Source organism: Tessaracoccus palaemonis (assembly GCF_019316905.1).
In the GTDB taxonomy this organism is placed as follows: domain Bacteria; phylum Actinomycetota; class Actinomycetes; order Propionibacteriales; family Propionibacteriaceae; genus Arachnia; species Arachnia palaemonis.
Map to the genome: position 1 here is coordinate 1,672,432 of NZ_CP079216.1, position 24,620 is coordinate 1,697,051.

The 24,620-nt window shown below is 69.5% G+C and carries 25 protein-coding genes and 4 tRNA genes; 6 read left to right on the forward strand and 23 right to left on the reverse strand.

Translation table 11 applies throughout. The features are described from left to right. Window positions 1–36: 36 nt before the first annotated feature. The 18 genes from KDB89_RS07545 to KDB89_RS07630 form a co-directional block, all read right to left on the reverse strand. Window positions 37–588, reverse strand: a complete 552-nt coding sequence (locus KDB89_RS07545; protein WP_304650870.1) for a MerR family transcriptional regulator — start codon at window positions 586–588, stop codon at window positions 37–39. 171 nt (window positions 589–759) lie between these two features. Then, the gene (locus KDB89_RS07550; protein ID WP_219079816.1) at window positions 760–1,230 is read right to left on the reverse strand and encodes a bifunctional nuclease family protein; all 471 of its coding nucleotides are present in this window, start codon (window positions 1,228–1,230) and stop codon (window positions 760–762) included. Between the two features lie 34 nt (window positions 1,231–1,264). Further along, window positions 1,265–1,939, reverse strand: coding sequence for a transcriptional regulator FtsR (gene ftsR, locus KDB89_RS07555; protein WP_219079817.1), 675 nt, complete (start codon window positions 1,937–1,939; stop codon window positions 1,265–1,267). Next, window positions 1,939–2,421, reverse strand: coding sequence for a double zinc ribbon and FHA domain-containing protein (locus KDB89_RS07560; RefSeq protein WP_219079819.1), 483 nt, complete (start codon window positions 2,419–2,421; stop codon window positions 1,939–1,941). Before KDB89_RS07560 ends, ftsR begins: the two co-directional genes overlap by 1 nt. 96 nt (window positions 2,422–2,517) lie before the next feature. After that, entirely contained in the window at window positions 2,518–3,312 is a 795-nt protein-coding gene (locus tag KDB89_RS07565; RefSeq protein WP_219079821.1) for a DUF881 domain-containing protein, read from the reverse strand. Then, a complete protein-coding gene (locus tag KDB89_RS07570; protein ID WP_219079823.1) occupies window positions 3,305–3,637 on the reverse strand; it encodes a small basic family protein in 333 nt (110 codons plus the stop codon). The genes KDB89_RS07565 and KDB89_RS07570 overlap by 8 nt, the downstream gene beginning before the upstream one ends. Window positions 3,638–3,646: 9 nt before the next feature. Next, window positions 3,647–4,414 carry a DUF881 domain-containing protein gene (locus KDB89_RS07575; protein ID WP_219079825.1) on the reverse strand — a complete coding sequence of 256 codons (768 nt, stop codon included), beginning with the start codon at window positions 4,412–4,414 and terminating at the stop codon, window positions 3,647–3,649. After that, complete coding sequence (locus KDB89_RS07580) at window positions 4,411–4,998, reverse strand: CDP-alcohol phosphatidyltransferase family protein (protein WP_219079827.1); 588 nt, start codon at window positions 4,996–4,998, stop codon at window positions 4,411–4,413. The genes KDB89_RS07575 and KDB89_RS07580 overlap by 4 nt, the downstream gene beginning before the upstream one ends. Window positions 4,999–5,007: 9 nt before the next feature. Then, window positions 5,008–6,036 (reverse strand): glycosyltransferase family 4 protein, encoded by a 1,029-nt coding sequence (locus KDB89_RS07585; protein WP_219079829.1) that lies wholly within the window; start codon window positions 6,034–6,036, stop codon window positions 5,008–5,010. After that, window positions 6,033–6,857, reverse strand: a complete 825-nt coding sequence (locus KDB89_RS07590) for an LpxL/LpxP family acyltransferase (protein ID WP_219079831.1) — start codon at window positions 6,855–6,857, stop codon at window positions 6,033–6,035. The genes KDB89_RS07585 and KDB89_RS07590 overlap by 4 nt, the downstream gene beginning before the upstream one ends. 1 nt (window position 6,858) lies before the next feature. After that, window positions 6,859–7,395 carry an HIT family protein gene (locus tag KDB89_RS07595; protein WP_219079833.1) on the reverse strand — a complete coding sequence of 179 codons (537 nt, stop codon included), beginning with the start codon at window positions 7,393–7,395 and terminating at the stop codon, window positions 6,859–6,861. Continuing rightward, window positions 7,388–9,424, reverse strand: a complete 2,037-nt coding sequence (thrS, locus tag KDB89_RS07600; RefSeq protein ID WP_219079835.1) for a threonine--tRNA ligase — start codon at window positions 9,422–9,424, stop codon at window positions 7,388–7,390. Before thrS ends, KDB89_RS07595 begins: the two co-directional genes overlap by 8 nt. An 80-nt stretch (window positions 9,425–9,504) precedes the next feature. After that, entirely contained in the window at window positions 9,505–9,795 is a 291-nt protein-coding gene (locus tag KDB89_RS07605; protein WP_219079837.1) for a GNAT family N-acetyltransferase, read from the reverse strand. A gap of 9 nt (window positions 9,796–9,804) precedes the next feature. After that, the gene (gene ybaK / locus KDB89_RS07610) at window positions 9,805–10,290 is read right to left on the reverse strand and encodes a Cys-tRNA(Pro) deacylase (protein WP_219079839.1); all 486 of its coding nucleotides are present in this window, start codon (window positions 10,288–10,290) and stop codon (window positions 9,805–9,807) included. Next, on the reverse strand, window positions 10,247–11,131 hold the full coding sequence (locus tag KDB89_RS07615; RefSeq protein ID WP_219079841.1) for an EamA family transporter: 885 nt from the start codon (window positions 11,129–11,131) through the stop codon (window positions 10,247–10,249). The genes ybaK and KDB89_RS07615 overlap by 44 nt, the downstream gene beginning before the upstream one ends. 160 nt (window positions 11,132–11,291) lie before the next feature. After that, window positions 11,292–11,363, reverse strand: a tRNA-Val gene (locus KDB89_RS07620). Window position 11,364: 1 nt separating this feature from the next. After that, window positions 11,365–11,435: transfer RNA gene (locus KDB89_RS07625), tRNA-Cys, on the reverse strand. A 48-nt stretch (window positions 11,436–11,483) separates the two neighbouring features. Next, window positions 11,484–11,556: transfer RNA gene (locus tag KDB89_RS07630), tRNA-Gly, on the reverse strand. Between the two features lie 529 nt (window positions 11,557–12,085). Here KDB89_RS07630 and KDB89_RS07635 point away from each other — a divergent pair. The 5 genes from KDB89_RS07635 to KDB89_RS07655 all read left to right on the forward strand — a co-directional run bounded on the left by KDB89_RS07635 (window position 12,086) and on the right by KDB89_RS07655 (window position 15,281). Next, a tRNA-Val gene (locus KDB89_RS07635) sits at window positions 12,086–12,157 on the forward strand. Window positions 12,158–12,227: 70 nt separating this feature from the next. Beyond that, complete coding sequence (locus KDB89_RS07640) at window positions 12,228–12,998, forward strand: sirohydrochlorin chelatase (protein WP_219079843.1); 771 nt, start codon at window positions 12,228–12,230, stop codon at window positions 12,996–12,998. A 37-nt stretch (window positions 12,999–13,035) separates the two neighbouring features. Next, window positions 13,036–13,452 (forward strand): peptide-methionine (R)-S-oxide reductase MsrB, encoded by a 417-nt coding sequence (msrB, locus tag KDB89_RS07645; RefSeq protein WP_219079844.1) that lies wholly within the window; start codon window positions 13,036–13,038, stop codon window positions 13,450–13,452. Between the two features lie 48 nt (window positions 13,453–13,500). Continuing rightward, window positions 13,501–14,082, forward strand: coding sequence for a DUF3000 domain-containing protein (locus KDB89_RS07650; RefSeq protein ID WP_255555835.1), 582 nt, complete (start codon window positions 13,501–13,503; stop codon window positions 14,080–14,082). Further along, window positions 14,079–15,281 (forward strand): HRDC domain-containing protein, encoded by a 1,203-nt coding sequence (locus KDB89_RS07655; RefSeq protein ID WP_219079846.1) that lies wholly within the window; start codon window positions 14,079–14,081, stop codon window positions 15,279–15,281. Before KDB89_RS07650 ends, KDB89_RS07655 begins: the two co-directional genes overlap by 4 nt. A gap of 12 nt (window positions 15,282–15,293) precedes the next feature. Here the strand turns inward: KDB89_RS07655 and dxs are convergent, their stop codons facing one another. The 5 genes from dxs to KDB89_RS07680 all read right to left on the reverse strand — a co-directional run bounded on the left by dxs (window position 15,294) and on the right by KDB89_RS07680 (window position 23,826). After that, window positions 15,294–17,213, reverse strand: coding sequence for a 1-deoxy-D-xylulose-5-phosphate synthase (gene dxs, locus KDB89_RS07660; RefSeq protein ID WP_219079848.1), 1,920 nt, complete (start codon window positions 17,211–17,213; stop codon window positions 15,294–15,296). A 69-nt stretch (window positions 17,214–17,282) separates the two neighbouring features. Continuing rightward, window positions 17,283–17,672: a hypothetical protein gene (locus KDB89_RS07665; RefSeq protein WP_219079850.1), complete on the reverse strand. Its 390-nt coding sequence runs from the start codon at window positions 17,670–17,672 to the stop codon at window positions 17,283–17,285. Window positions 17,673–17,768: 96 nt separating this feature from the next. Beyond that, window positions 17,769–20,447 carry an aconitate hydratase AcnA gene (gene acnA, locus KDB89_RS07670; protein ID WP_219079852.1) on the reverse strand — a complete coding sequence of 893 codons (2,679 nt, stop codon included), beginning with the start codon at window positions 20,445–20,447 and terminating at the stop codon, window positions 17,769–17,771. A gap of 263 nt (window positions 20,448–20,710) precedes the next feature. After that, window positions 20,711–21,835 carry a class I SAM-dependent RNA methyltransferase gene (locus tag KDB89_RS07675; RefSeq protein WP_219079853.1) on the reverse strand — a complete coding sequence of 375 codons (1,125 nt, stop codon included), beginning with the start codon at window positions 21,833–21,835 and terminating at the stop codon, window positions 20,711–20,713. Next, the gene (locus KDB89_RS07680) at window positions 21,832–23,826 is read right to left on the reverse strand and encodes an APC family permease (protein ID WP_439654841.1); all 1,995 of its coding nucleotides are present in this window, start codon (window positions 23,824–23,826) and stop codon (window positions 21,832–21,834) included. The genes KDB89_RS07675 and KDB89_RS07680 overlap by 4 nt, the downstream gene beginning before the upstream one ends. A 133-nt stretch (window positions 23,827–23,959) precedes the next feature. On the opposite strand from KDB89_RS07680, the gene KDB89_RS07685 reads away from it, so the two are divergent. Continuing rightward, window positions 23,960–24,607 (forward strand): potassium channel family protein, encoded by a 648-nt coding sequence (locus KDB89_RS07685; RefSeq protein WP_219084249.1) that lies wholly within the window; start codon window positions 23,960–23,962, stop codon window positions 24,605–24,607. Window positions 24,608–24,620: the final 13 nt, after the last annotated feature.

Here is a 24,620-nt window from a genome sequence, read left to right on the forward strand (position 1 = left end):
GAGTGAGCCTACCGGGAACCGAGTCCGCGGACTCCGTCACACGGCATGCGAGCGGCGCCGGGCGGCCAGCTCGTCGTCGGGATGCTCCTCGGCCTGGTCCCTGCTCACGGTCCGCTCCCCGGGGAGCGTCGACAGCGTGCCCTCGAGTTCGCGCCACACGCTGCTGACGGAGATCATGAACATCCCCTGGCCGCCGCGCGTCAGGTCGAAAAGCTCGTTGGCCGACGTGACCTCATAGACCGAGAACCCGTCGCTGACCAGCGTGAGTTCGGTCAGGTCATCGACGCCGCGCTCGCGGAGGTGGTCGATGGCGACGCGGATCTGGTGCAGAGAGATGCCAACGTCCAGGAAGCGCTTGACGATGCGAAGGAGCAGGATGTCGCGGAACGAGTAGAGGCGCTGGGTCCCCGACCCCTCGGCGTTGCGGATGCTGGGCACGACCAGCCCGGTGCGCGCCCAGTAGTCCAGCTGTCGATACGTGATGCCGGCGACGCGATGCGCGATCGGACCTCGGTAGCCGGTGTCGCTGGGCACGGGGGCGAAGTCACCGTCGAACAGCAACCCCTGCAGCGCACGCTTCTCAGCCACGATTCCTCACTCACCCAGCAGGTCCGTCGGCCAAAGGAACCGACCCCGAAACGCTAACCGCCCGCCGACCGCCGGGTCAACGACACGCCCAACCACCATCCGATTCGTCTGCAGGAAACTTACCCTCGTTGGGGGGGCATCGGCGGAGTCCTGACCCTCAAACGGGTCCGACTAGGGGTTTTCATCCTCGAAGTCGTCCGCGTTGACGGAGTCGAGGAACGCCTTGAACGCCTCGACCTCGTCCGGGGCACCTTCGGAAACCTCAACCCCCACTTGATCCATCAGCTCGCGGGGGCACCGGATGGGCCACTCGAGGCGCAGCGCGGCGGCCACGCAGTCGCTCGGCCTTGCGTCGATGCTGACGTCACCGAGCTGCAGGCGGGCCTGGTAGACGCCCTCCTCGATCCCCGTGATGAGTACCTCTCCGCCCTCGGGGCGGATCATGACGAGCAGCGCGGCCAGGAGGTCGTGCGTCATGGGCCGCGCCGGCAGCTCACCCTCGAGCGCCGACGCGATGGCCGCCGCCTCCTGCGTGCCGATCCATACCGGCAGGCATCTGGTGCCCCCCTCCTCCTGCAACAGGAGCACCGGGGGATCCTCCGGCGACACGAGCCGGATCCCGATCACGTCAAGGCCGATCATGTCCACCACCGTAGCTCAGGAGATCGACGCGCGGTCAGTGGATCTGGCCGTGCAGCAGGGCCGCGTGCGCCTGCATCACGACGCGGTAGAGGTCGACGACGATGTCCTGGGGAACGCCGGAGCGCCGTCGGTAGGGCTCGATCGCCTGCTCGACGATCGCGGCCTCCATCCCGGCGGCCTGCTGCAGGACCCTGAGCTGCCTCAGATCGATGCCGTAGCCCGCGAGCTTCCTGGCGGCCTGAGCCAGCGCGACGGCCTCCGGGCCGTAGAACTGGCTGCCGCGCCTCGGGACGATGATCTTGAGGCGCTCCAGCTGGATCAGCGCCGCCTCGCCAAGCCCCGACTGCGACATCACCTGACGGCGGGTCACGAGCCCCTTGCCCCCTGAGCGTCCGCTGCGGCTCGGCTCGGGCTGCGGCTCATCCTCCGACGGTGCGGGGTGCGTGGGCGGCTCCTCGCCGCGGTCGATGGCCTCCAGTTCCTCGCGGATGACCTTCAGCGGCAGGTAACGGTCGCGCTGGGCCCGGAGCACGTAGACGAGCCTGTCGATGTCGGCCTGGGAGAACCTGCGATACCCGGAGGGCTGCTGCCGGTCCGGTGCAACCAGCCCCTCAGCCTCGAGGTACCGGAGCTTGGACACGGAGATGTCCGGGAACTCCGGACGAAGCATCTCCAGGACGCGGCCGATGGTGCGTGCCGCGCCGGCCATCACTCACCCAGGGAGATGATGGCGCGGTACTTGCCGATCTGGATCTCGTCCTCGTCGCGAATCAGCGACCTGCCGTCGAGCAACGTCCGGTTGACGTAGGTCCCGTTCAGGCTGCCGAGGTCCTCCAGGTACAGGTGGCCGCCGCTGCGCACGAACTTGGCGTGGTGCCGCGAGACCGTGATGTCGTCGAGGAAGATGTCCGACTCGGGGTGACGGCCGACGGTCGTGACGTCGTGGTCGATCAGGAATCGGTTCGAGTCACCGGCGCCGCGGGTCACGACCAGCAGAGCGTTGCCGGCCGGCAGGTCGCGGCGGACCTTCTCGTGCTCGGCCTCGGACAGCGACTCGGCGGTGGGGGCCCCCTCCCCTGTCACGGCGAACATCGTTGTGGTGTCGCCGGAATGATCGACGAGCGGCGCTCCGCACACACTGCAGAACCGCGCCTCGGCCGGGCTGACAGATCCACACCTGGGGCACTTCATTGATTCACTCTTCCTGATCTGCAAGTCGGGACAACTACGGCCAACGCTACCCGTAGAACCTATCACCTGTGTCGTGGCCACCCTGAGATATGTCGGCTAACGCGGACGGGCGAACTGGTTCTCCACCACCTCGACGGTGGTGTCGATGGACACCTGGTCAAGCTGCGTGATCTGCACGCTCCCCCCGACGCGTTCCCCCTCGATCTCGCTGACCAGTCCTCCGCGGAACCTGGCCCCGGCCTCCAGGGTGGCCGGGTCCCCGATCGCCTCGATGGTGAACGGGGCCGTCAGCGTGACGCCGTCGGCCACGATGCCTCCGTCGTCGGCTGTGGTGAAGAAGGTACGCATCACGACCCGCACCGAGTCGTTGAGCTCGATGACCTCCGCTCCGGCATCGCGCAGCTCCTCGATGGCGTCGAGCAGCAGCGCGGCGGTGACGGCCCGGTCGGGGTCGCTGATCTGAATCCTGATGCCAGGGCCGGTGGCCGGCACGGTACCAGCCAGGATCTCGGCCTGCTCGATCCGGCGGGCGGCCTCCTGTCTGGCTGCCTTGTCGCTGTCCACGCCGCTCTGGAGCTCGGAGCGGGCCGACTCGAGTTCGCGGACCTGGTCCTCGAGCCGCCGTGTCTCCGAGGTGACGTTGTCGAGGAGCTGGATCAGGTCGGCCTGGCGCACGTTGGCGAACTCCGGCTGCGAGGCCTGCGACTGGAGTGTGATGACGACGATGAAGGCGGTGAGGAACAGTGCCGCGCCCACCACGAGCTGTCCGCGACCGGGACGGAAGAAGTCGCGCATGATGCCCGTACGCCTGGGCTCGGCCGCGCGCCGGGCACCGTCGGCAGGCCCGGGACCCGTCGTCTGAGGCGGCCGGGTGGGCTCGGTGTCAGGCATGGAGCAGCGCCCTGCGGATGGCCGCCGCGTTGGTGAAGATCCGGATCCCGAGGACCACGACGACGCCGGTCGACAGCTGGGAGCCGACGCCGATCTGGTCGCCGACGAACACGATGAGACCCGCGATGAGCACGTTGCTGAGGAACGAGACGAGGAACACCCGGTCGGAGAAGACGCCTTCGAGATAGGAGCGGGTGGCGCCGAGGATCGCGTCGAAAGCGGCAACGATGGCGATCGGAAGGTAGGGGGTCAGCGCCACCGGAAGGCTCGGCTGCAGCACGACGCCGAGCACGATGCCGGCGATCAGCCCAAGAATCGCGAACACGAAATCCTCCTATCCCCGCTCCGCGTAGCGCAGCGTCATGCCCGAATCAGCCGGCAGCTCAAGGTCGTCCTCGGACACCTTGATGCTGAGTGTCAGCCCGTAGTTCTGAGTCAGATAGTGCCACCACTGGGCGGCGTCGGTCTCGTTGAATCGCGCCGGCAGTGTGGCGGGGTCGCCGATGGCCTGCAGCGTGTAGGGCGGGCTGAGCGAGACGTAGTCGACCGTGATGGCGGCGCCTGCCGACCTGATGGGGGTCAGGACCGTGAGCCGCTGACCGTTGATGCTGACGGCCTCCGCGCCGGCCTCCCACAGACCGTTGACCAGCCTGGTGAGGTCGCTGTCGAGCACGAGACCCTGCGCGTTGCTGGCGCCCGGCGCGTCTCCGACCTCGACGATGACACCCTCCCCGGTGACCGCGACGGCACCCGTGACCGCCTCGAGCGCTTCCTGTCTCTGCTGCTCGGCGGGGTCGCCGATGGCGGCGTCCCCCAGATCGCGGATCTCCCCCTCCAGCGAGGTGACCCGGGCAGAGAGCTCGGCCTGCTGGGTGCGAGCCGATGCGATGCGTTCCAGCAGCTGCGCACGCTGATCGGCGGCCGTGCCGGCACCGCGGGTCGTCTGCAGGGCGGCGACCGTGATCAGGAGCACCAGCAGCGTGACCGTGAACCCGAACCGCAGCCGACTCGGGGGGCGCCTCGACCCTTGCCTGTACTCGGGTTCCAGTGCGCCCTCCTGCAGGTCACGCAGCAGGGTCATGCTGGCGTCGGGGCGGTTCATCTGTCCTTAGCCAGGTGCAGGGTCTCACGCACGTAGAGGAGGCCCGCCGCCCAGTAGGCGAGGGCGCCCGCGATGCCGAGGGACCAGCCGATCCAGTGCGCGGCCGGCCAACCGATCGACGAGTGGCCCCCCAACAGGATCAACGGGAGCGCAAAGAGCAGAAGAAGCGTGCCGAGCTTCCCGACGTAGTTGACCGGCAGGGACACGAGGCCGTGCCTCTTCAGAATCGGCAGCAGGCAGGCGAGCATCACGTCGCGGGCGAACAGGATCATCACGAACCACCACGGCACCAGGCCGCGGAACATCAGGGCTGCGACGGTCGCGAGGATGTAGAGCCGGTCGGCGATGGGGTCGAGCCGCGCGCCGAGCTGGGTGCGCTGCTTCAGTCGGCGGGCGACGAAGCCGTCGACCCAGTCCGTCGCGCCGAACACGACCAGCAGGATGATGGCCCCCAGGTCGTTGCCGATGACGATGAGCCAGCAGAACGCGGGGATGCCGAGCAGCCGCACGAAGGAGATGACGTTGGGGATGGTCCAGACCGCGTCGGTATCCCACTGCTGCTGCGGTACGAGCGATGAAGGCACGTCCCCAGCCTATGCCATGGCTGTCGGCCCTCCCCCGGCTTCCTGGTAGGCAGCCAGGACCCTCGGCCCGACGCGGTCCCAGCCGTACCGCTCGGCGACGCTGCGGGCGCGGTGGACGTCGGCGGGGTCGGCGAGCCGCGCGAGCAGGGCGGCGGTCGCAGCAGCCAGGTCGTCGGGCGGGAAGAACGTCGCCACGGCGGGGTCGTCGACGACGTCTCGAAAGGCGGGCAGGTCGGACGCGACCACCGCGCACCCGGCCCCGAGCGCCTCCACGAGCACCAGGCCGAATGACTCCCCGAAGCGGTTGGGGGCGACCAGCACGCTCGCCCGGGCAAGGAGCGCGTCGCGGGCCGCGTCGGCGAGTTCGCCGAGCTCCACCACACCATCGGCCCCCGTCCCTCCGCGCCCGACGGCGACGAAATCGGCGTCCAGCCCTTGTCGGGCGAGACGCGCGAACAACGCGTAGCCCTTGCGCGGCTCGTCGAGCCGCCCGACGAAGACCACGATCGGTCGCCCGCTCCGCGGGATGGGAGGGGGCTGCAGCACGACACCGTTGGGCACGACCGGCGGGCGCGTCCCCGTGGCGGCGGCTGCGGTGTCTGCCGCGGCGCGAGACACGGCCAGCGGGACGCGGTCGGGGGCCAGCAGCGCGGCCCTGGCACGCAGTAGCGGGACAAGAGGCCCGGGTGCGAAGCTCGCGTGATGGGTCACGACGAGGCGGCGCGCCGTCCGTGCGACCCCGAAGGCCACGCCGGGTGTCAGGGGTTCATGGACGTGGACGACGTCGGCCGTCTCCACCGCGCGCCGGGCCGCGCGGACCTGGCCTCGGCCGAGTGCGAGCCTGGCGGTCGAGCCGTTGAAGGGTAGGCGGACGGCGCCGCCGAGCAACACGGAGGGCACGGAGGGCTCGCGGGTTCCCGGGGCCACCACGACCGGGTCGTGTCCCTCCCCCGCCAGCCAGTCCGCCAGGCCGAGGACATGGGTGCCGACTCCGCCGGCCACGTCGAGCGAATAGGGGCAGAGCAGCGCGACCCTCACGCGAACGCCCTCCGGAGCATGAGCCAGTCCTCGGGAGAGTCCTCGACGGCCGCGGCGAATCCGGCGACCATGCCGGTGAGCACCTCCTCGAGCGTGTCGCCGCGCACGGGCGCGGACACGCGCATGCGCAGCCGGGCGCCGTCGAAGCGCGTGCTGACGACCCGCAGGTCGGCCCCCGTGCGGCGCGCAAGGAGGGCGGCTCCGGCCGGGACGCTGAGCCGGGCGTCACCGCGCGGCCAGGCAACGGCCACCCCGCGGGAGCTGAGGTCGCGGTCGCTGAGCAGGCAGACCACCCGTCGGTCGGCGACATCGCGGGCGAGGAGACGCATCAGGTCCGGCTGGTCCACGGCGTAGATGTCCATCCCCATCGCCGCCCTGGCGTCGCGGAAGCGCTCGAACAGGCCGCCCGGCAGCCGCTCCGCGACGGAGACGACCTTGATCCCGACGCGGGCGCACCACGCGCCGGCGAGGTCCCACGAGCCCATGTGGGGAAGGGCGAGCACCAGCCCGGGGCCGGCCAGCGACTCGCGCAGACCGGCGACGTCAGCGTCGGGGATGTCGGCGACGCCGAGCACGTCGGCGTCGCTCCACCGCTCCAGGCTCAGCGACCACAGCGTGTTGCGCAGCCAGTTCTCCAGCAGCCTCCTGCGCCGGCGCAGCCCCGGCCGACGTCCGGTGGCGATGGCGACCGTGTCCGCCCAGGCCCCGACGGCCGGCAGGGGCAGCAGCGCCAGCGGGGCGGAGAGGACCCGCGCGAGCGCATCGCCGACGCGTCGCGGGATCCTGCGGCCGACCGCCCAGGCGACGCCGGTCAGGCCCACCTCACTCCCGCCAGGCGTCGGCGAGCAGCTGCCTGGCGTCCCCGAGCAGCTGCGGCACGGCCCTGGTCCGGGCGACGATCGGCAGGAAGTTCATGTCGCCGCCCCAACGCGGGACCACATGCTGGTGCAGGTGCATCGAGATGCCCGCCCCGGCGACGGCGCCCTGGTTCATGCCGAGGTTGAAGCCGTCGGGACCAGACACGCGCCGCACGACCCGCATCGCCTGCTGCGTGAGTTCGGCGACCTCGCTGGTCTCGTCGGTCGTGAGGTCCGTGTAGTCGGCGACGTGCCGGTACGGGCACACGAGCAGGTGGCCGGGCGAGTACGGGAACAGGTTCATCACGACGAACGCGTGTTCGCCGCGGTACACGACCAGCCCGTCGGCGTCGTCGCGCCCCGGCGAGGCGCAGAACGGGCACTGACCCGCGTCCTTCGGTTTGCCCTCACCGTTGATGTAGACCATCCGGTGCGGGGTCCACAGACGCTGGAAGGCGTCCGGGACCCCGGGCAGGGAGGCCGCGTCCTCGATGTCAGGCATTCGCAGACGGCGAGGCGTTGGACCGCGACGCGATGAAGTCGACGATGTCGGCGACCGCCTGATCGACCGGGACGCCGTTGTGCTGCGAGCCGTCGCGGTAGCGGAAGGAGACGGCACCGGTGTCGCGGTCCTCGCCGCCGGCGATGAGGATGAAGGGGGCCTTCTCCTTCGTCGCGTTGCGGATCTTCTTGCCGAACCGGTCGTCCGAGTCGTCGAAGTGGACGCGCACACCCTGGGCGCGCAGCTTCTCGACCACGCCGGCCAGGTACTCGTCGAACTCGGACGCGACGGGCACCGCGACCACCTGGACGGGCGACAGCCAGGCCGGGAACGCGCCCGCGTAGTGCTCGATCAGCACGCCCATGAACCGCTCGATCGAGCCGAACTTGGCCGAGTGGATCATGACGGGCTGCTGCCGGGAGCCGTCGGGGGCCGTGTACTCGAGGTGGAAGCGCTCGGGCTGGTTGAAGTCGTACTGGATGGTCGACATCTGCCAGATGCGTCCGATGGCGTCCTTGGCCTGGATCGAGATCTTCGGACCGTAGTAGGCGGCGCCGCCCGGGTCGGGGACGACGGGGAGGCCGGACTCGTCGGCGATCTGCTGCAGGATGGCCGTCGCCTCGGTCCACTGCTCGTCGGAGCCGATGAACTTGTCCTTCTTCTTGCCGTCCTCGTCGCGGGTCGAGACCTCGAGAGCCACATCGGTGAGCCCGAAGTCGTGGAGCAGCGACAGGATGAAACGCAGCAGGTGGCGCACCTCGTCGGGGGCCTGCTCCTTGGCGACGTAGCTGTGGGAGTCGTCCTGCGTGATGGAGCGGACGCGGGTGAGCCCCTGCACCACGCCGGACTTCTCGTCCCGGTACACGGTGCCGAACTCGAAGAACCGCAGCGGCAGCTCACGGTAGGAGCGCCCGCGAGAGGAGAAGATCAGGTTGTGCATCGGGCAGTTCATGGCCTTCAGCCGGTAGGCGGTGCCGCCCCTGACGACGTTGCCCTGCTCGTCGCGCTCCGCGTCCTCCAGGAGGGGAGGGAACATGCCCTCGGCGTAGTACGGCAGGTGCCCGGAGGTGTAGAAGAGTTCCTCCTTGGCGATGTGCGGGGTCCCGACGTAGTCGAAGCCCTCCTCGATGTGGCGGGCGCGCACGTAGTCCTCCATGGCGCGCTTGATGACGCCGCCCTTGGGGTGGAACAGCGGCAGCCCGGAGCCGACGATCTCGTGGAAGCTGAACAGGTCGAGTTCCTGGCCGAGCCTGCGGTGGTCGCGCTTCGCGGCCTCGTCGAGGCGGGCCTTGTAGGCCTGCAGGTCGTCCTTGCTCGCCCAGGCTGTGCCGTAGACCCGCTGCAGTCCGGCGTTTGCCTGGTCGCCGCGCCAGTAGGCGGCGGACGTGCGCGTCAGGGCCCAGCCGTTGCCGAGGTAGCCGGTGTTGGGGACGTGGGGGCCGCGGCACAGGTCCTTCCACGCGACGCTGCCGTCGCGGCGGACATTGTCGTAGATGGTCAGCTCGCCCGCGCCGACCTCGACGGAGGAGCCGTCGTCGTCGGACGCCTTCGACTTGTCGCTGATCAGCTCGAGCTTGAACGGCTCCTCCGCAAGCTCGTCGCGGGCCTCGTCGTCCGTGACGACACGGCGCACGAAGCGCTGCTTCTCCTTGACGATCTGCCCCATCTTCTTCTCGAGCGACCTGAGGTCCTCGGGGGTCAGCGGCGAGGTCTGGAAGTCGTAGTAGAAGCCGTCGGTGATGGGCGGACCGATGCCGAGCTTCGCCTCCACGAACAGGGACTGGAGGGCCTGGGCGGTGACGTGGCCGGCAGAGTGGCGCAGGATCGAGAGTCCCTCGGGCTCGCTGATCAGGACCGGCTCGACGACGTCTCCGTCGCTCAGCTCGCGCTGCAGGTCGACGGTCGTCCCAGTCACGCGCATCGCGACAACCGTGCGGTCGTCGCCGAAGATGTCGAGCCCCGTGGTGGTCTGAGTCAGTTCCACCTGTTCCGCGTTGTCGTGACGACGGACGGTGATGACTCCACTCATCGGTGCTCCTTGTTCTCATGGGCGCGCAGTCTGCGCGTGGTCCATTGTGCCGCAAGCGCGCCACGGCCGCGCGCCGGTCCTCAGGCGCGCAGTTCGGCGTCCTCGGGATGGCGGTCGAGGTAGCGGTCGATGAAGGGGCAGCTGGGGACGACCTGGTAGCCCTGTTCGCGGGCGTCGGCCAGGGCGAATGCGGCGAGCCGCTGCCCCAGCCCCTGCCCGCCGTAGGCAGGATCTATCTCGGTGTGGAACATGTCGACGGCGCCGCTCGCGAGCGCGCGGTAGTCGATGAGTCCGACGAGGTTCTCGCCGACGCGCAGCTCGAATCGGTTGGCGGTGTCGTTCTTGGTCAGGGTCACGTCGTTGTCGCTCATCTGGTGAGGTTACCCCGCGGCGATGTCGGCGACGGTCGCCCCGGTCAGGCGGACGAGGTCGCCGGGGGCGAGTTCGACGTCCAGCCCGCGCCGTCCTCCGGACACGAGGATGGTGTCGTGCGCCATCGCGGAGGCGTCCAGGACGGTGGGCAGCCGGCGCTGGTGGCCGACCGGGCTGATGCCCCCGACGACCATCCCGGTCCTCCGCTCCGCCAGGCGGGGGTCGGCCATCTCGAGCTTCTTGTGTCCCGCCGCGTGCGCCAGCGACTTGAGGTTGAGCCTGCCCGTGACCGGCACGACGCCGACCACCAGCGCCTGGCCGTTCGTCGCGAGCAGCGTCTTGAACACGCGGGCCGCGGGGAATCCGAGCGCCTCGGCGGCCTCGAGGCCGAAGCTGTCGGCCCGGGGGTCGTGTTCGTACTCGTGTGTGACGAATTCGACGCCGGCCGCCTCAAGCGCCTTGAGCGCCGGCGTCCCCTGCTGCCTGCGTGCCATGACCTCTCCTCCCGGCCGTCCGTACCGCTCCCACCGATGCCGCGACGACGGCGGCCATCGCCGTCAGTTCTGTATATCCCAGCACCTCACCGAGCACCAGCCACGCGAACACGGCGGCGGCCGCCGGCTCGAGGCTCATGAGGATCGAGAATGTCGACGCCCGGATCGTGCGCCTCGCGTTGAGCTCCAGGGCGTAGGGCACGACGCTGCTGAGCAGCGCGACCGCGGCTCCCACCAACAGCACGTGAGCGCTGCCCAGCCCGACGCCGCCCATCGCGAGTACGGGGCCGGCGAGTGTCAGCGCACCCAGGCTGCTGCCGACCGCCAGCCCCTCCACCCCGGCCCACCGGGTGCCCAGCGGCCCGGCCAGCGCGATGTAGCAGGCCCACAGCACCCCCGCGAGGAACGCGAACGCGACGCCGACGGGGTCCAGTTCCGCTCCGAAGGCCCCGAGCAGCACGACCCCGCCCGCCGCCAGAGCGACCCACAGAAGATCGATCAGTCGTCGGGATCCGATCACCGCCAGCGCGAGGGGGCCGATGAACTCCAGCGTGACCGCGACGCCGATCGGAATCCTCTCGAAGCTCAGGTAGATCGCCAGATTCATCCCCGAGAGGGACAGCCCGTAGGCGACGACGAGCAGCCAGTCCCGCGCAGTGCGGCCGCGGAGGCGGGGCCGGGCGATGGCGAGCAGCACGACGCTGGCGACCGCGGCCCGGAGGAAGGCCAGCGTCCAGGGCGAGGCCTCGTCGAAGACACCCTTGGCCAGCGCGGCCCCGAACTGCACGGACGCGATCGCGATGAGGACCAGCCCCACGGGGTGCGCCGCTACTCGTGCCATGCCGGCACGCTACCGTGCCGCTCCCGGTCAGTCCTGACCGTGTCCGAGGCGACAGAGGCGAGCATCTGGAGAACGGACAACCACGACTGCGAGATGTGCCGCACGGAGGCCGGGACGGGGAACGAAAGAACCCCCAGCTGAGCTGGGGGTTCATCGTCGGTGGGCGATGCCAGGTTTGAACTGGCGACCTCTTCCGTGTCAAGGAAGCGCGCTACCACTGCGCCAACCGCCCGAGGTGGAGACGGGATTTGAACCCGTGTACACGGATTTGCAGTCCGTTGCCTCGCCTCTCGGCCACTCCACCGGGATGGAGGTTCACCCTCCCGGAGTGGGGGGAGAGACTTGATCTCCGAGCGGACGACGAGATTCGAACTCGCGACCCTCACCTTGGCAAGGTGATGCTCTACCAACTGAGCCACGTCCGCATTGCCCTGAACTTCGCTACCGGCCCTTGGCCTGCTCCGTTCGGCGCATGGAAAACACTAGACCACCCGTGCCGGGGATGACAAATCGGGGTGGGTGGACCGTGGCACCCGCCCCCCACGACCAGACCATCACACCTTGTCAACAGCGAGTTCAGCGCTCTCAAGAACGGTCGTGCCCCGGCGTGTCGCCTCGCCGCCGGGCCGCCACCTTCCACCCCTCAGCTCGCCCCAGGCGCCCCTCCTCCACCCGCAGACGCCAACGAGATTCCCCAGTCGCCAACGAAGTTCACCGCCGCCAACGATATTTGCGTGAATAGCGTTGGCGTCCGTTGATTTCGTTGGCGTCCTTGGGAAGGCCGACGCAGGAGGGGCGTCCTTGGGAGGGCGACGCAGGAGAGGCGACGCAGGAGAGGCGACGCGGGAGAGGGTGCCCGGGCTCGACGACGGGGCGGCATTGTCACCCCTTCGCCACGGTCGAGATCACCGGTTCGCAATCCGGACAAGGTTGCACTAGACTCCCTTCTCGCTGGGGCGATTGGCGCAGTGGTAGCGCGCTTCGTTCACACCGAAGAGGTCGGCGGTTCGAAACCGCCATCGCCCACGCTGGTTCCTGACGGAACCCACTACCCCGCCGCGTGCAACGGTGCGCGGGTACGTCGGAAAGCGAGGCCATGACAGCACCTGCCATCGTGCTCGTGACCTCCGGCCCTGAGGAGCCCGGCGTCGCAGAGACCCTCTCCACCATCGTCACGTCGCTGCGCCATGCGCGCCGAGACCTGAAGGTACACATCGGGCGTGTCGACGGCGAGCCCAACATCTCCGACATCCTTGCGGGCCTGGCGAGCCGCGACGTCGCCGAGGCGGTCCTCGTCCCGCTCGATCTCGTGTCGGCGGCCAGCCACGACGAACGACTCGCCACGCTCGCTCACTCCCCTGACATCCGGGTGGCCGTGTCACGCCCCATCGGGCCGACCAGCGAACTCCTGAACATCCTGGACGGGCGGGTGCGGGAGGCGCTGCACCGCAACGGGGCGCTCGAGATCGACGGGCTCGTGCTCGCGGCCCCGGCCCACGGAGACCTGCGCGGCACGTCCCTGCTCGGCCGCCGCGCACGGCAGTGGGCCGCGCATCACCGCCTGCCCGTGCAGCTGGCCACCGACGACGGTGACGGTCGAGCGACCGCGACGGCGGTTGCGTCGCTGCGCGCCCAGGGCCGCCGGCACATCACCGTGGCAGCCATGTACCTCACACCCACGGTGCAGTACCACACGATGGCCCACGCGGGCGCCCGTGCCGGCGCGATCGCGGTGACCGCACCCATCGGCGATTCCGAGCAGCTGAGGCTGCTGATCCTGGCACGGTACGCGTTCGGCGCCATGGAGCTGCTCGACGGAACCCCGACGCAGCTTCCGCTCGAGTCGGACGACGACGAGGACGCGTGAGCCTGGTCCGGTTGCCCGGCGAGCTACGATCGCGGGCATGACCGAGGAGTACATGCCGAAGCTCACCAGGCCGGACAGTCAGTGGCGTGAGCAGCTGAGCCAGCTCGAGTACCAGGTGCTCCGCCAGGGCGGCACCGAGGCGCCGTTCACGGGTGAGTACACCGACACCGTCGACGAGGGCGTCTACGAATGCCGAGCCTGCGGTGCGGAGCTGTTCCGCAGCACCACGAAGTTCGCGTCGCACTGCGGTTGGCCGAGCTTCTTTGCGCCGCTCGCCGAGGACCGCGTCCGCTACCTGCGCGACGACTCGCTACCCGGCCGCGTGCGCACAGAGGTCCGCTGCGCCGCCTGCGACTCCCACCTCGGTCACGTCTTCGAGGGCGAGGGCTACGAGACCCCCACCGATCTGAGGTACTGCATCAACTCCGTGTCGCTACGCCTTCGGCGCGACTGACCGGCGCGTCCACCGTCGATCCCGGCCGCCCGGCCCTAGTCTTCCTGTGTGGCAGCCAACGTGACAAGCCTCGTCCCCGAGGGCTTCGCCCGCGCTCTCACCGAGCTGCGGGACATGCACTGGCGAGGCGACCTCCGCATCGACGAGATCGGCTCTCCGCAGCGCATCGCGCCCCACTCCGTCGCGATCGCCGGCGAGCTCACCGGGCCGGACGATCCACTGGCCACCGGGCGGCTCATCCTGTTGCATGACCCGCTCGGCAACCAGGCATGGGGAGGCACGTTCCGACTCGTCACCTATGTCCGTGCCGAGGTCGACCTCGAGATGGTCGTGGACCCTCTGCTGCCCGACGTCGCCTGGTCGTGGTTCACCGACGCCCTGCAGACGCACGACTGCTCGGCCGATGCGTTGGCCGGCACCGTCACCGCGTCGTACGGCCGTGGGTTCGGCGAGATGACCGACGCCGACCGGGCCGAGGTCGAGCTGCGCAGTTCCTGGACGCCGGGACTCGATCCGAGTCGCCCTCTCACACCGCACCTGGAGGCCTGGCAGGAGCTTCTGCTGATGGTCGCCGGCGAACCACCGCTGCCGCCCGACATCGCGGCCTTCCCGACGGGGCGACGCTCATGAGCTACATCGAATCCTCCCGCGAGCCTCTGCGGCCCGTCGTCTCGACTGCCGCCGACTTCGACCGGTGCCTCGTCTCGCTGGCCGACGCGACGGGCCCCGTCGCGTTCGACACCGAACGCGCCCACGGCCACCGCTACTGGCCCAAGGCCTATCTTCTGCAGATCCGCCGTGCGGGGGCGGGCACCTGGCTGATCGACCCCGTCGCCTTCGAGGGCACCCGCACCGACCTCTCCGACCTCGTCACCGTCTGCCGCGACGCCACCTGGCTGATCCACGCGGCCAGCCAGGACCTGCCGTGCATGACGGAACTCGGCATCGTGCCTCCCAGCGTCTTCGACACCGAACTCGCCGCCCGCCTCCTCGGCAAACCCGGGGCCGGCCTCGGCCCGCTGCTCGAGGGGGAGCTCGGCATCCAGCTCCGGAAGGCCCACTCTGCCGACAACTGGTCGAGGCGACCGCTGCCGGAGTCGTGGCTCATCTACGCCGCCCTCGACGTCGACTACCTGCTCGAGCTGGCCGAGGCTCTTTCGACGCAGCTCGAAACGACGGGGCGCCTCGAGTGGGCGCTGCAGGAGAGCGCCGAGGAGCTCGTACGCTACACCGCCCCTCCGGTCCCGCGCGTCGATCCCTGGCGTCGCCTCAAGGAGATCACCACGCTCAAGACCGTCCGACAGCTGGCGGTCGCCCGGGCCCTGTGGGAGGCACGGGACGCGATCGCGCAGCGGCGAGACCGTCCCCCGGGCTGGATCCTCCCGGACTCCGCGATCATCGAGGCGGCCTCCCGCTCGCGCGACGAGATCCCGACGCGCGAGTCGCTGCGCCGGGTCTCCGCCTTCGCCGGGACACCGGGCGCCAGGTGGATGAACGACTGGCTCCGCGCACTCGACGACCTGCGCGACGCTCCCGAGTCGACGTATCCTCCGCGTCGGGTCAGGACGACGGGCATCCCGCAGCCCAGGACCTGGGAGCGGATCAATCCGGACGCCGCCCGGCGATGGTCGCTGGTCCGGCCGCTGGTCGAGGAGCTGGCCTGCGATCTCGGTGGCCTGCAGGCGAGCCTGATCGCTCCCCCGCAGGTGCTGCAGGAGGCCCTCTTCACCGAGGTGCATCCGAGCGCCGACGACCTGACACGGCTGGGCGCCCGCCCCTGGCAGGTGGAGTTCCTCGCACCGTTGATCGATCAGGCGCTCGGCGCCTGACCTACGGGCCCGTCAGGCCGAGCGCTGCCGGGAGACGTCGCTGGCGTCGTCGGCACCGAGGACGGCGTCGAGCACCGTGAGGGTGATCTTCGGCGCCGTCAGGCCGATCTCGTCCAGGACCTCATCGCGGGAGCCCTGACTGAGGAACTGCTTCGGCACGCCGAAGGCCAGCACCCGGCTCGGGGCGCCGATCCTGTGCAGAGCCGCCTCCACGCGCTCCCCGACGCCGCCGTCGACCAGCCCGTCCTCGAGCGTGACGACCAGGTCGTGGGACGACGCGAGCCCGACCAGGGTGCCGCTGACGGGCAGCGCCCAGAGCGGGTCGACGACCGTGGCGGTGATGCCCTGGCTGCAGAGCCTGTCGGCCACAGCCAGCCCGAGCCCGGCGAACTGCCCGATGGCGACGATGAGGACCGTCGCGTCCTCACCGTGGTGCAGAACGTCGACGCGGTCAGGCGCCTCCCCGTGATGGGCGACGGCCGGCAGCTCGTCGGGGAGGCGTTCCTTGGAGTAGCGCACGACCGTCACGGCGTCGTCGACGTCGACCGCGCGGTCGAGTGCGTCGACGAGGCGGGCCTGGTCGCGAGGGGCCGCGAGCTGCAGCCCCGGCACGATGCCGAGCATCGCCATGTCCCACATCCCGTTGTGGCTGGGGCCGTCGGAGCCGGTGACGCCGGCGCGGTCGAGTGCGATGGTGATGCCGACCCGGTGCAGCGCGGCGTCCATCAGCACCTGGTCGAAGGCGCGGTTGAGGAAGGTGGCGTACAGCGCGACGACGGGGTGCAGCCCCGTCCTGGCCATGCCTGCGGCCGACGTGATGGCGTGCTGCTCGGCGATGCCGACGTCGAAGATGCGCTCAGGGAAGGCCGCCGCGAAGCGGCCCAGCCCGACGGGGTTCAGCATGGCCGCGGTGATGGCGACGACGTCGCGACGCCGCTGACCGAGCCGCACCATGGCCTCGGCGAACGCGTCGGTCCAGGTGGCCTGCACGGAGGCTGACAGCGGCTCGCCGGTGAACTCGTTGATCTTGCCGACCGCGTGGAAGCGGTCCTCCTCGTTCTGCTCCGCGGCAAGGAACCCGCGCCCCTTGCGGGTGACGCAGTGCACGATGACCGGACCGGGATACTGCCTGGCCTGCTCGAGGTGGTTCGTGAGCGCCGTGATGTCATGCCCGTCGATGGGGCCGGTGTACTTGATGCCCAGATCGGAGAACATCGACTGCGGCGCCAGGACGTCCTTCACACCCGTCTTGAACCCGTGCATCAGGTCGTAGACGGGGCGGCCGAAGATCGGCATCCGCATCACCGAACGTTTGATGAGTGACAGCGTCTGCTCGTAGCGATGGTCGGTGCGCAGGCCTGCCAGGTGGTTCGCCAGCCCGCCCACCGTCGGCGTGTAGGAGCGACCGTTATCGTTGACGATGATGACGAGCCTCAGGTCGTCGTTGTCGGCGATGTCGTTGAGCGCCTCCCAGGCCATGCCACCGGTCAGGGCACCGTCGCCCACGACCGCGACGACCGTGCGTTCCTCGCCGCTCAGCCTGAACCCCTTGGCCATGCCTTCCGCCCAGCTCAGCGCGGTGGATGCGTGGGAGTTTGCCACCCAGTCGTGCTCCGACTCAGCCGGCTCGGGATAACCCGACAGGCCGCCACGCTGACGCAGGTGGTCGAACTGCGAGGCGCGCCCGGTGAGGATCTTGTGGACGTAGCTCTGGTGACCGGTGTCGAAGATGATCGGGTCGCGCGGTGAGTCGAACACCTTGTGGATGGCCATGGTCAGCTCGACGACACCGAGGTTGGGCCCGAGGTGCCCTCCCGTCCGGCTGACCTTGGTGATCAGGAAGGAGCGGATCTCGTCGGCGAGCTGTTCCAGCTGACGCCGGGACAGCGCCCGCAGGTCACGGGGACTGCTGATCGACTCCAACAACGACATAGGTGTCATCTTACGGCCAAGCGAACCGGCCGGTTGACGCCGCGCCCCATCGCCCCGGACCGCGACGGCTCACAGTCGAGGCACGAACCGGACGTCGCGCAGCGCCTGATCCACCAGATCCACTCCCCTGGCGACCCGCACCAGGCGCGCCTCCTCCTGCTGCAGCACGGCGGCCGTCTGATCGACCGTGCCGGTGTCGACCAGCCCGGTGAGCGACGTGCGCACCCCCGCCAGCGCGGAACGGGTGGCCGCCAGCTGCGACGCGAGGAACTCCTTCGCCAGCCGGGCCAGCACCACGGGATGGCGACGCAGCACCGGGTAGCCGCGGTACTCGGCCGGGCAGGAGTCGAGCAGGAAGCTCTCGGCGCTGGACTGCCACCCGGGCGAGCCTGGCGGGCGGACCGATCCCGGCCAGCCGGGCGGCACGTAGACGCGGATCACATCTTCTTCATCGAACATGTGTTCCATTGAACACCCGGGGGCCGACAGAATCCAGACGCGGCGACGGGGCCGCGTCCGGGAAGGGACGCGACCCCGTCGAGGTCGGTTGGCGGGTCAGGCGGCCGCGGCCAGGTTCCGCAGCACGTACTGCATGATGCCTCCGTTGACGTAGTAGCCGCGCTCCCCGGGGGTGTCGATGCGCACGACCGCGTCGAACGTGGTCAGGGTACCGTCGGGGGCCACCGCGGTGACCTTCATCGTCTTCGGCGTCACGCCGTCGTTGAGCTCAGTCACACCGGCGACCGAGAAGGTCTCCTCGCCGGTCAGACCGAGCGAGGCGGCCGACTGGCCCTCGGGGAACTGCAGCGGCAGGACGCCCATGCCGATGAGGTTCGAGCGGTGGATACGCTCGTAGCTCTCGGCGATGACGACGCGGACGCCCAGCAGTGCGGTGCCCTTGGCCGCCCAGTCGCGCGAGGACCCGGAGCCGTACTCCTTGCCCGCGAGGACCACCAGGGGGGTGCCCTCGGCCGCATAGGCCTCGGATGCCTCGAACACGGTGGTGACCGGCCCGTCGGCCTGCGTGAAGTCGCGCGTGAAGCCGCCCTCGGTGCCGGGGGCGATCTGGTTGCGCAGGCGGATGTTGGCGAAGGTGCCGCGGATCATCACCTCGTGGTTGCCGCGACGGGAGCCGTAGGAGTTGAAGTCGCGACGCTCGATGCCGTGCTCCGAGAGGTACTTCCCCGCCGGCGAGTCGGGCTTGATGTTGCCCGCCGGGGAGATGTGGTCCGTGGTGACGGAGTCGCCGAGCTTCAGCAGCACGCGCGCGCCGGAGATGTCCGTGACGGGGTCCGGGGTGGCGGGCATGCCCTCGAAGTACGGGCCCTTGCGGACATAGGTCGAGTCGTCATCCCAGGAGAACGTGTTGCCCTCGGGGGTCGGCAGCGAGCGCCACCGCTCGTCGCCGCGGAACACGTCGGCGTAGCGCTCCGCGAACATCTCGGAGTTGATCGAGGTGCCGATGACCTCCTCGATCTCGGCCTGCGACGGCCAGATGTCGGCCAGGAAGACCTCCGAGCCGTCCGTGGCGGTGCCGATCGGGTCGTTGAGCAGGTCGATGTCCATCGTGCCGGCCAGCGCGTAGGCGATCACGAGCATCGGCGAGGCGAGGTAGTTCATCTTCACGTCGGGGCTGATGCGACCCTCGAAGTTGCGGTTGCCGGACAGGACCGCGGCGACGGCGAGGTCCTCGTCGTTGACGGCCTTGGAGATCTCGGGGATCAGCGGGCCGGTGTTGCCGATGCAGGTGACGCAGCCGTAGCCGACGAGGTTGAAGCCGATGGCGTCGAGGTACTGCGTGAGGCCGGCCTTGTCGTAGTAGTCCGTGACGACCTGGGATCCGGGGGCCAGCGACGTCTTGACCCACGGCTTGCGGGTCAGGCCCTTCTCGACCGCCTTCTTCGCGACCAGCGCCGCGCCGATCATGACACTCGGGTTGGAGGTGTTGGTGCACGAGGTGATGGACGCGACGGTGACAGCGCCGTTTCCGAGCTCGAACGAGGTGCCGTCGGCCAGCGTGACGGGCACGACCTTGTCGGGGTCGGAGGTGTAGGTCGGGACGTTGGCCTCGAAGTTCTCCTTGGCCTCGCTGAGCAGGATGCGGTCCTGCGGTCGCTTCGGACCGGCGATCGACGGGACGACCGAGCCGAGGTCCAGCTCGATGTACTCGGAGTAGACGGGCTCGTGCGCCGGGTCGTGCCACAGGCCCTGGGCCTTGGCGTAGGCCTCGACCAGCGCGAGCTGGTGCTCGTCGCGGCCGGTCAGCCGCATGTAGTCGATGGTCTTGTCATCGATCGGGAAGATCGCGATGGTCGAGCCGTACTCGGGGCTCATGTTGCCGATGGTGGCGCGGTTGGCGAGCGGGACGGCGGTGACGCCCTCACCGTAGAACTCGACGAACTTGCCGACGACTTTGTGCCTGCGCAGCATCTCGGTGATCGTGAGCACTAGGTCGGTGGCGGTGGTGCCCTCGTTGAGCTTGCCGCTCAGCTTGAAGCCGACGACGCGCGGGATGAGCATCGAGACGGGCTGGCCGAGCATGGCGGCCTCGGCCTCGATGCCGCCGACGCCCCAGCCGACGACGCCGAGACCGTTGACCATCGTGGTGTGCGAGTCGGTGCCGACGCAGGTGTCGGGGTACGCCTGCAGCACACCGTCGACGGTGCGGGGGAACACCACGCGTGCGAGGTGTTCGATGTTGACCTGGTGCACGATGCCGGTGCCCGGGGGGACGACCTTGAAGTTGTCGAAGGCGGTCTGGCCCCAGCGGAGGAACTGGTAGCGCTCGCGGTTGCGCTGGTACTCGATGTCGGTGTTCTGTTCGAAGGCCGACGAGATGCCGAACACCTCGGCGATGACGGAGTGGTCGATAACCATCTCGGCCGGCGAGAGCGGGTTGACCTTGGTCGGGTCGCCGCCCAGCGCAGACACGGCCTCGCGCATCGTCGCGAGGTCGACCACACACGGCACGCCGGTGAAGTCCTGCATGACGACGCGCGCCGGGGTGAACTGGATCTCGTGGTCAGGCTCCGCCGTCGGGTCCCAGTTGCCGAGGAAGGAGATGTCATCGGCCGTGATGTTCGCGCCGTCCTCGGTGCGCAGCAGGTTCTCCAGCAGCACCTTGAGGCTGAAGGGCAGCTTCCCGGAACCCTCGACCGCATCCAGGCGGAAGATCTCGTACTGGGTGCCGTCCACGTCGATGCTCGACCGTGCCCCGAAACTGTTGACGCTCATCGTTCTCCTCATCGTCAGCGATCCACGAAGTTATCTTGACATCAAGATACCACGCAGAGTGAAGGTCGGCGTCGCCGCACCTATACGCCATCCTAGGCAGTCGGGACCCCGTCGGCGGGAGTTCGCTCAGGATGGCTCAGGAAGGGCATTGCCCCTTACCACGGCGAGATCCCGGGGCGCGGCGGCCAGCCATTTTCGCTAGCTTGGCCTTGGCATTTTCCCGTCGCCGCACCTCCCCCGCAGACGCGCAGGGGCGGGCCAGGTCAGGGGCGGGTCAGCAGGGCGACGCACTCGACGTGATGCGTCATGGGGAACAGGTCGAAGCCGCGGATCCAGTCGGGCCGGTAGCCGGCGGCCTCGAAGGTCGCCAGGTCGCGCGCCAGGGCGGCAGGGTCGCAGGCGACGTAGGCGACGGCGCGCGGGTCGGCCTCCGCGACGGCCCGCACCACGCGCGCGCCGGCGCCCTTGCGGGGCGGGTCGAGCACGACGAGGTCCGCCTCGTCGGGGATGTCGCGGACGTCGCGGCCGAGGTCGGTGACGTGGAACTGGCCGTCGGGCACGTTGCGGCGGGCGTGGGCCACCGCGTCGCGGCCGTACTCCAGCCCCATCACCTCGCAGCCACGGTCCGCGAGTGCACCGGCGAACAGGCCGACGCCGCAGTACAGGTCGAGCGCCCGCTCCCCCGGCTGCGGGTCGAGCGCGTGGAGCACCACGCGGCTGAGCGTCTCAGCCGCGTGCGTGTGGACCTGCCAGAAGCCGCGCGCGGAGACCTCGAAGGTCCTGCCGAGCACGCTCTGGTGCACCGGATCGGGGCCGGTGGCGCGGCGGGGCCCGGAGCAGGTGAGCCCGTCGCCGGAGATCGCGACGATCACCTCGTCGCCGGGGCGGCCCACCGCGGCGACGGGGTCGAGCGGGTGCGGCACGGCGAGCACGGAACCCTCGGGCGGCAGTGCGACGACCTGGTGCGACCGGTGGGCCCGGAGCCCGACCCGGCCGACGTCGTCGATCGCGTAGCGCATGCGGGTGCGCCAGTGCGTCAGCCCGCCCCGGGTGGCCTCGACCCGCCCGTCCCACTCGATTCCGGCCAGCCGCCGGAGCTGCTCGGCGACGACTTCCGTCTTCAGGTCGAGCTGTGTGGCCCGGTCCGCGTAGAACCAGTCGGTGCCGACGCATTCGGGCGGCACGGGCCAGCCGTCGGCGACGCGGCCGGGTGCGGGGTCCAGCACCTCGACCACCTGTCCGCGGTCGAAGCGCGAGCCCCGTTCCGTGATGTCGACGATCACGCGCTCGCCCGGCAGACCGCCGACGGTGAACACGACCTTGCCGTCGGCCCGCCCGACGACGAAGCCGCCGTGGGCGACGCGCTCGAGCTCAAGCTCCACGGTCACCGGCGCACCTGGTTCTCGGTGAGCGTCCGGGCACGGTCCCTGCGACGGTCGGAGCTCTCCAGCTGGTAGGGCACGGACGTGACCATGACGCCCTGCATGAAGTGCAGGCGCGTGCGGATCATGAGCGCCGTCTGGTTGTGGAGCACCTGCTCCCACCAGTGCCCGACGACGTACTCGGGGATGAACACGCTCACGACGTCACGCGGATTCTCGGTGCGCAGCTGACTGACGAACTTGAGGAACGGCCCCGTGACCTCCCGGTAGGGGGACGCGATCACCTTGAGTGGGATGCCGAAGTCCTCGGCCTCCCACTCGTCGAGGATCGTCTCGACCTGGTCATCGTCGATCGCAACGCAGACCGCCGTCAGGGTGGTGGGGCGCGTGGCGCGCGCGAAGGCGATGGCCTTGATGGCCGGCAGATTGACGTTCTGCGCCAGAATGACGGCGCGCACGCGGCTCGGCAGTGCCCTGTCCGACTCCGGCGTGAGCTTCACCTCCTCCGCCACGGCGCGGTAGTGGTTCGAGATCCCCAGCATCAGCACGTACATCAGCCCCATGGCGACGAGCGCGAGGTACGCGCCGTGCGTGAACTTGGAGATCAGGACGACGATCAGGACGACCCCGGTCATGGTCGCGCCGACGATGTTGATGACGCGGGACCGCTGCTGTCGACGGCGCACGGCAGGGTCACGCTCGGTGCGCAGCGTCCCCGTCCAGTGCCGGACCATGCCGATCTGGCCGAGGGTGAAGGAGATGAACACCCCCACCACGTACAGCTGGATCAGCGCGGTGACCGAGGCATTGAACGCGAGCACCAGCACGATCGCGGCGACAGACAGCATCAGGATGCCGTTGGAGAACGCCAGACGGTCGCCGCGGGTGTGGAGCTGGACCGGCAGGTAGGAGTCGCGCGCGAGGATCGACGCCAGGGCCGGGAACCCGTTGAAGGCGGTGTTCGCGGCCAGGAACAGGATCAGCATCGTCGCGGCGACCATGATGTAGAAGCCGGGCTGGAACCAGTCGGAGAACACGACGGCGGCGAGCTGGCCGACGACGGTCGTGGCCGCCGTGTGGATGGTCTCACCCGCCTCGTTGATGTAGTGCGTGCCCGTCAACTCGTCGATCAGGTGCACCTTCGTGAGGTTCGCCAGGGCGATGATGCCGAGCAGCATCGTGATGGCGATCAGGCCGAGCGCCCCGAGCACGGTCGACGCGTTGCGGCTCTTGGGCGGCTTGAAGGCCGGCACGCCGTTGCTGATGGCCTCGACACCCGTGAGCGCGGCACAGCCGGACGAGAACGCGCGTGCCAGGATCGCGATCAGCGCCCAGCCGACCAGGTCGCCCGACCCGTCCGGCCGCACGACCTCGAGGTTGGCCGTCTCGCTGAGCAACTCGTGGCCCAGCACGAAGATCCGGAACAGCCCGATGAAGATCATCAGGAGCATCGAGATCATGAAGACGTAGGTGGGGATCGCGAACGCGCCGCCGGAGTCCCGGACGCCGCGGAGGTTCACGATGGTGAGCAGCACGATCACGCCGACGGCGGTCCAGGCCTCGTGCCCCTCGAGGAACGGGAACATCGCCTTGGCGTTGATCACGCCGGAGGAGACCGAGACGGCCACGGTGAGCACGTAGTCGACCAGCAGCGCGGAGGCCACAGTCAGGCCGGCGTGGCGGCCCAGGTTCTCCTTGGCCACCTCGTAGTCGCCACCGCCGTTGGGGTAGGCGTAGACGGTCTGCCGATAGGACATCACCACCACGGCGACGACGATGCCGACCATCAGGCCGATGGGCCACGAGAACATGAAGCCCGCCATGCCCGCCAGGGAGAGCGTGATGAGGATCTCATCGGGGGCATAGGCCACGGAGCTCAGCGCATCCGATGCGAACACGGGTAGCGCGAGGCGCTTGGGGAGCAGGGTCTCGCCCATCTGATTGGACGCGAGACGACGCCCGACAAGGAGGCGCTTGACGCCCGAGAGAACACTCACCCGGTTACGGTAGACCCTGGGCAGTGCGTTGTCAGGTCGGGTCCCGCCCTATCGGCGCCCGGCGACGCTGACGCGGACGATCCTGCTATCTTCTGTTGGACCCCAAGGAGGACCCAGCGTGCACATCGTCATCATGGGCTGTGGGCGGGTAGGCGCCATGCTCGCGACAGGCCTCGAGAAGAGGGGCCACAGCGTCGCGGTCATCGACTCGAACGTCGACGCCTTCCGCCGACTCGGCCCCGAGTTCAAGGGCGTGACGGTCAAGGGTGTCGGTTTCGACCGCGAGGTCCTCGAGGCGGCGGGCATCCGCAAGGCCGACGGTTTCGCCGCCGTATCGAGCGGCGACAACTCCAACATCCTGGCCGCCCGCGTCGTCCGCGAGATCTACCACGTGGAGAACGTGGTGGCCCGCATCTACGACCAGGGCCGCGCCGCCGTCTACGAGCGCCTGGGCATCCCCACCGTCGCGACCGTGCGGTGGACCGTGATGCAGGTGCTGCGTCGGCTGCTTCCCGAGGGCAGCGAGCCGGTCTGGCGCGATCCCACCGGCGACGCCCGGCTCCTGCAGGTGCGCGTGCACAGCGGGTGGGTCGGTCACAAGATCCGTGACCTGTCGAACCACGCCAACTGCCCCATCCCCTTCGTGCTGCGCGTGGGTCGCGGCATCGTGCCCGACCGGGACACCATCTACCAGGACGGCGACCTCATCTACGTCGCATGCATGGTGGAGCGCACCGACGAGGTCGAGTCGCTCTTCGCCCACCCGCCGGTGAAGCCGTAACAAGGAGAAGTCG